The 6,605-nt window shown below is 68.4% G+C and carries 5 protein-coding genes; all 5 read left to right on the plus strand.

Annotation, left to right across the window (positions count from 1 at the left end):
• Positions 1–276: 276 nt before the first annotated feature.
• The 5 genes from AB0L25_RS39235 (at position 277) to AB0L25_RS39255 (ending at position 6,512) form a co-directional block, all read left to right on the plus strand.
• Entirely contained in the window at positions 277–1,269 is a 993-nt protein-coding gene (locus AB0L25_RS39235; protein ID WP_500178514.1) for an ABC transporter permease, read from the plus strand.
• A gap of 44 nt (positions 1,270–1,313) precedes the next feature.
• Positions 1,314–3,077, plus strand: a complete 1,764-nt coding sequence (locus tag AB0L25_RS39240; RefSeq protein ID WP_500178516.1) for an ABC transporter substrate-binding protein — start codon at positions 1,314–1,316, stop codon at positions 3,075–3,077.
• 104 nt (positions 3,078–3,181) lie between these two features.
• Positions 3,182–4,195 carry an ABC transporter permease gene (locus AB0L25_RS39245; RefSeq protein WP_500178517.1) on the plus strand — a complete coding sequence of 338 codons (1,014 nt, stop codon included), beginning with the start codon at positions 3,182–3,184 and terminating at the stop codon, positions 4,193–4,195.
• Positions 4,195–5,295 (plus strand): ABC transporter ATP-binding protein, encoded by a 1,101-nt coding sequence (locus AB0L25_RS39250; RefSeq protein WP_500178519.1) that lies wholly within the window; start codon positions 4,195–4,197, stop codon positions 5,293–5,295. Before AB0L25_RS39245 ends, AB0L25_RS39250 begins: the two co-directional genes overlap by 1 nt.
• 155 nt (positions 5,296–5,450) lie before the next feature.
• Positions 5,451–6,512: an ABC transporter ATP-binding protein gene (locus AB0L25_RS39255; protein WP_500178523.1), complete on the plus strand. Its 1,062-nt coding sequence runs from the start codon at positions 5,451–5,453 to the stop codon at positions 6,510–6,512.
• Positions 6,513–6,605 lie beyond the last annotated feature (93 nt).

Below are 6,605 nucleotides of genomic sequence, written 5' to 3' on the forward strand. Positions count from 1 at the left end.
GAGTTGCAACTCACTCTGACGGTGGCCGTACTATTCGGGCGATTTGTCCGGCGAGTTGCGTATGACACGTGTGCCCGAGATGACGACGAGATCACAAGTCAGATACGGGTACTGGCGCAGCCCGCCTCACGGATGGACAGTCGTGCCCGAAGGACTACGTTTCCCTTCAGCAAACGCGGCGTAACGGGCACGGGGGCTGCGGATGATCTCCGCGATCGCCGGTCGCACGCCGGCGACATGGCCTGAACCCAGTGGCCGGACGGTAGGAGGTAGAGCGTGGCCGCACCCATCGAGGTGACCGGTTCCGACAGCGAGGCGCAGCCCGAATCGGTCCTGGAGGGCATGCAGGGCAAGAAGATCCAGGGCCGGTCCCTCGGCCAGATCGCGTGGATGCGCCTCAAGCGGGACAAGGTCGCGCTCACCGGCGGCGGCGTGGTCATCCTGCTGATCCTCATCGCGATCTTCGGGCCGTTCTTCGTCCAGGACCCGCTCGCGTACCACCAGAACCTGATCGACCCGACCTACAGCCGTCCCAAGGACGGCATCTGGCATTCGGGCATCAGCGCGGAGCACTTGCTGGGCGTCGAGCCCGGCACCGGCCGCGACATGCTCGCGCGGATCGTGTACGGCGCCCGGATCTCCCTGCTGGTGTCGTTCCTGGCGACGCTGCTGTCGGTGATCCTCGGCACCATCCTCGGCATCACCGCCGGTTACTTCGGCGGCTGGGTCGACTACCTCATCAGCCGCGCGATGGACGCCTTCCTGGCCTTCCCGCTGCTGCTGTTCGCGATCGCCCTGGTCGGCGTCGTCACCGACGGCTCGTTCGGGCTGAGCGGCAACGGGCTGCGGGTGTCGGTCCTCGTCTTCGTCATCGGCTTCTTCAACTGGCCGTACATCGGCCGGATCGTCCGCGGGCAGACGCTGTCGCTGCGGGAGCGCGAGTTCGTCGACGCCGCCCGCAGCATGGGGGCGCGCAACGGCTACATCCTGTTCAAGGAGGTCCTGCCGAACCTCGTCGCGCCGATCCTGGTGTACTCCACGCTGCTGATCCCGACGAACATCCTCTTCGAGGCCGCCCTGTCGTTCCTCGGCGTGGGCGTCATCCCGCCGACCCCCTCGTGGGGCGGCATGCTCACCCTGGCCGTCCCGCTCTACGCGACCGCCCCGATGTACATGATCATCCCGGGCATGGCCATCTTCATCACCGTCCTCGCCTTCAACCTGTTCGGTGACGGGCTGCGGGACGCTCTCGACCCCCGGGCCAAGTGACCTCGGGTTATCCGACCCGTCTAAGTGAAGGGGTGCGCCTGCACATGAAACTGATGAGATCGATCTCGGCCCTCGCGGCCGGGGTGCTCGCGGCCGGGGCCCTCGCGGCCTGCGGCGGCGGCGACTCCGACGGCTCGGGGGAAGGCCCCGGCTTCAACGCCGCCGTGAACGAGGTCGCCAACGTCTCGGACAAGAAGGGCGGCACGCTCCGCCTCGCCAGCTCCGACGACTGGGACTCCCCGGACCCGGGCAACCAGTACTACGCCTTCGCGCAGAACTTCTCCCGCCTGTACGGCCGTGCGCTGACGACGTTCAAGCCGGCCGCCGGCAAGGAGAGCCTGGAGGTCATCCCGGACCTCGCCACCGGCCTGGGCACGCCCAGCAACGGCAGCAAGACCTGGACGTACAAGATCCGCACCGGCGTGAAGTTCAGCGACGGCACCACGGTGACGTCCAAGGACGTCAAGTACGCCGTCGAGCGCAGCAACTTCTCCAAGGAGCTGCAGCTCGGGCCGAAGTACTTCAAGCAGTACCTGGTCGACAACGAGGAGCCGTACAAGGGCCCCTACGATGACGACTCCGAGCAGGGCCTGGAGTCCATCGAGACCCCGGACGACCAGACGATCGTCTTCAACCTGAACGAGCCGTTCTCGGAGTTCGACTACCTGGTCGCGATGTCGCAGACCATGCCGGTGCCGAAGGCCAAGGACACCGGCCTGAAGTACGAGACCGCGATCGTCTCCTCCGGCCCGTACAAGGTCGACAGTTACCAGCGCGGCAAGCAGATGACGCTGTCCCGCAACCCGCACTGGGACAAGAACACCGACCCGATCCGCAAGGCGCTGCCGGACAAGATCACGGTTGAGCTGAAGCAGAACGGCGACGACATCGACCAGCGCCTGCTCAGCGGCGACCTGGAGATGGACATCGCCGGCGTCGGCGTCCAGGCGGCCGCGCAGCCGAAGGTGCTCGCGGCCGACCAGAAGCCGTACGTCGACAACCCGGTCCAGGGTTACCTGCGGTACATGGCGCTGAACCAGCACGTCAAGCCGCTGGACAACGTCCACTGCCGCCGCGCCGTGCAGTACGCGACGGACAAGGTCGCCGCGCAGACCGCCTACGGAGGCCCGCTCGCCGGCGGCGACGTCGCCACCACGGTGCAGCCGACGAACCTCGAGTCGTACCAGAAGTTCGACCTGTACCCGCAGCAGCAGGCCGAGGGCGGCGGTCTCGACCAGGCCACCATCGCCAAGGCCAAGCAGGAGCTGCAGGAGTGCGGCCAGCCGAACGGCTTCAGCACCAAGATCTCGGCCCGTTCGGACCGGGACAAGGAAGTCGCGATGGCGCAGGCCATCCAGCAGGCGCTGAAGAAGGTCGGCATCAACGCCAGCATCGTGCAGTACCCGGCCGGTGACTACTTCAACAAGTTCGTCGGCGTGCCGGACTACGTCCACGAGCACGGCATCGGCATGATCCTGATGGCGTGGGCCCCGGACTGGCCGACCGGCTACGGGTTCCTGCAGCAGATCGTGCACGGCTCGGCGATCAAGCCGTCCGGCGGCACGAACCTGTCCGAACTGGACGACTCGAAGATCAACGAGGCGCTCGACAACGCCATCTCCAACACCGACAAGGCCGCCCGCACCAAGATCTACGGTGAGGTCGACAAGATGGTGATGGAGAACGCCAGCATCGTCCCGCTGATCTACGCGAAGGCGCTGCTCTACCGCCCGGCGAACGTCACGAACGTCGGCATCACCGGCGGCTACGGCGGCATGTACGACTACCTCAACATGGGCGTGGAGTGACCTACCGCTCGCTCGCCGATTCATCCGAAGGCAGGTGAAGGCGACGTCCGCCGGCCGGGACCGGGCCCACAGGTCCGCCCGGCCGGCGGGCCGGGCCGCGCATAGTGTTCGCATACATCATCCGGCGCCTCATCGGGGCCGTCATCATGCTGCTGGTGGTCACGCTGGTGACCTTCGGCATCTTCTTCGGTCTGCCGAAGCTGGCGGGTCAGACCACCGACCAGCTCGCGGCCGCGTACGTCGGCAAGGCCCCGAGCGCGCAGGCGATCCAGGACACCAAGGAGCGCCTGAAGCTGGACGAGCCGATCGTGGTCCAGTACGCGGACTTCCTGAAGGGGGTCGTCGCCGGCAAGGAACTCGATCTCGGGCCGACCAGCGAGCACTGCTCCGCGCCCTGTCTCGGGTATTCGTTCAACTCCAGCCAGCAGGTGCTGCCGACGCTGCTCGACCGGGCGCCGGCGACGCTGTCGCTGGCGATCGGCGCGGCGATCGTCTGGCTGGCCGTCGGGATCACCACCGGCGTCGTGTCGGCGCTGCGGCGCGGCTCCAAGTGGGACCGCGGCGCGATGGTGATCGCGCTCGCGGGCGTGTCGCTGCCCATCTACTTCACCGGACTGGTGTCGCTCGCCCTGTTCTCCTACTCCCTGGAGATCTTCCCGGGCGGCGGCAGCTACCGGCCTTTCACCGATGACCCGGTGGCGTGGTTCCAGTCGCTGGTGCTGCCATGGGTGACGCTCGCGTTCCTGTACGCCGCGATGTACGCGCGGCTCACCAGGGCGGGCATGCTGGAGACGATGAACGAGGACTACATCCGCACGGCCCGCGCCAAGGGGCTGCCGGAGAAGACGGTCGTCACCAGGCACGCGCTCCGCGCCACCCTCACCCCGATCATGACGGTGTTCGGGCTGGACCTCGGGCTGCTGCTCGGCGGCGCGGTGCTGACCGAGAACACCTTCGGCATCCACGGGCTGGGGCAGCTCGCCATCAGCTCGATCAACAGCAGCGACCTGCCGATGGTCCTCGGGGTCACGCTGGTGACCGCCACCTCCATCGTCGTGATCAACCTGATCGTCGACCTCCTCTACGCCATCGTCGACCCGAGAGTGAGGCTGGGCTGATGACCGAGAAGACGCCCGCCGCCGCGGACAAGGCGACCGGCGAGCCCGCCCGTAAGGCGGCCGCCGCCGCGGACGGTGCTCCCGAGGCGTTCCTCGAGGTCCGCGACCTCAAGATCCACTTCCCGACGGACGACGGCGTCGTCAAGTCCGTGGACGGCCTGTCGTTCACGCTCGAGCAGGGCCGCACCCTCGGCATCGTGGGGGAGTCCGGGTCGGGCAAGAGCGTCACCAGCCTCGGCATCCTCGGGCTGCACAACCGCCGCAACGCGGACGTGTCCGGCGAGATCTGGCTGGACGGCACCGAGCTGGTCGGCTCCTCGCAGAACGAGGTCCGCCGCCTCCGCGGCCGCAAGATGGCGATGATCTTCCAGGACCCGCTGTCGTCGATGCACCCCTTCTACACGGTGGGGCAGCAGATCGTCGAGGCGTACCGGGTCCACAACGACGTGTCCAAGCAGGTCGCGCGCAAGCACGCGATCGACATGCTGGGCCGGGTCGGGATCCCCAAGCCCGACAAGCGGGTCGACGACTACCCGCACCAGTTCTCCGGCGGCATGCGGCAGCGCGCGATGATCGCGATGGCGCTGTCGTGCGACCCGGAACTGCTGATCGCCGACGAGCCCACGACGGCGCTCGACGTGACCGTCCAGGCGCAGATCCTCGACCTCATCCAGGACCTGCAGCAGGAGTTCAACTCCGCCGTCATCATGATCACCCACGATCTGGGGGTGGTCGCCGAGCTGTCGGACGACATCCTGGTGATGTACGGCGGCCGCTGCGTCGAGTACGCGTCGGTGGACGACGCGTTCCACAACCCCATGCACCCCTACACGTGGGGGCTGCTCGGTTCCATGCCGCGGCTGGACCGGGAGCGCTCGGAGCGGCTGATGCCGATCACCGGGTCGCCGCCCAGCCTGATCAACGTCCCGCAGGGGTGCGCGTTCAATCCGCGCTGCCCCTACAGTGACCAGACCGACGGCAAGAGCACGGCCGAGCGGCCCGAGCTGGTGGAGGTGCGGCCCGGTCACCGGGCGGCGTGCCACCTGCCCGCCGCGAAGCGCCGGGAGCTCTGGACCGACGAGATCCGGCCGAAGCTGTGACGAGCACGGGGAACGAGACTGTGAGCACTTCCAAGGGCAAGGCCCCGGGCGACGAGGTTCCGGGGGGCAAGAGCGCGGCGACGGCCGGCGACGGGGGCGTCCCGGCGTCCGCGGAGAAGCCCCGCGAGGACGCGCCGAAGCGGCGCGACGGCGAGGTGCTGCTGGACGTCGAGGGGCTCGGCAAGCACTTCCCGGTCACGGCGGGGCTGCTGCGCCGGCAGGTCGGGGCGGTCAAGGCCGTCGACGGCGTGTCGTTCTCGGTCCGCAAGGGCGAGACGCTCGGGCTGGTGGGGGAGTCGGGCTGCGGCAAGTCCACCACCGGCCGGATGATCATGCGGTTGCTGGACCCCAGCTTCGGCAAGATCACCTTCGAGGGGCAGGACATCACCAAGATGTCGCAGGGGCGGCTGCGGCCGCTCCGCCGCGACCTCCAGATGATCTTCCAGGACCCGTACTCGTCGCTGAACCCGCGCAAGACGGTCGGCTCGATCGTCGGGGCGCCGTTCCGGCTGCAGAACATCAGCACCGAGCAGGGCGTCAAGAAGGCCGTCCAGGAGATCCTGGAACTCGTCGGCCTCAACCCCGAGCACTACAACCGCTACCCGCACGAGTTCTCCGGCGGCCAGCGGCAGCGCATCGGGATCGCCCGCACCCTCGCCCTCAAGCCCAAGATGATCATCGCGGACGAGCCGGTGTCGGCGCTGGACGTGTCGGTGCAGGCCCAGGTCGTCAACCTGCTCGAGGACCTGCAGGACGAACTCGACCTCACCTACGTGGTGATCGCGCACGACCTGTCGGTGGTGCGGCACATCTCCGACCGGGTCGCCGTCATGTACCTCGGCAAGATCGTCGAGGTCGCGGACCGCGACGACCTGTACGAGCGGCCGATGCACCCGTACACCAACGCGCTGCTGTCGGCGGTGCCGATCCCCGACCCGTCCAAGCGCGGGGACCGCAAGCGGATCCGGCTGCAGGGCGACGTGCCCAGCCCGCTGGACCCGCCGCCCGCCTGCCGCTTCCACACCCGCTGCTGGAAGGCGCAGGACATTTGCAAGCAGGTCGAGCCGCCGCTGGTGGAGCTCAGTCCCGGCCACCAGGCCGCCTGCCACTTCCCGGAGAACACCACGGTCAGCGCTACCGACGCGGTCGCCAAGGCCACGGTGGCGACGGGCCACGACTCCGACGCGGACGGCGCCGTCGGCAAGTCGGACGCCTGACCGCCGCCCCGCGCGACGCGCCCGGGGGCGCGGCCGCGCGACGACGGCGTGACCGAACGCGAAGTCCCGGCCCCTCCGGTGGGGCCGGGTCTT

It is taken from the genome of Spirillospora sp. NPDC052242 (genome assembly GCF_040679555.1).
In the GTDB taxonomy this organism is placed as follows: domain Bacteria; phylum Actinomycetota; class Actinomycetes; order Streptosporangiales; family Streptosporangiaceae; genus Spirillospora.

Coding starts and splice junctions, on each gene's coding strand:
- AB0L25_RS39240 (WP_500178516.1), top strand. CDS start 1,314: ATGAAACTGATGAGATCGATCTCGGCCCTCGCGGCCGGGGTGCTCGCG.
- AB0L25_RS39250 (WP_500178519.1), top strand. CDS start 4,195: ATGACCGAGAAGACGCCCGCCGCCGCGGACAAGGCGACCGGCGAGCCC.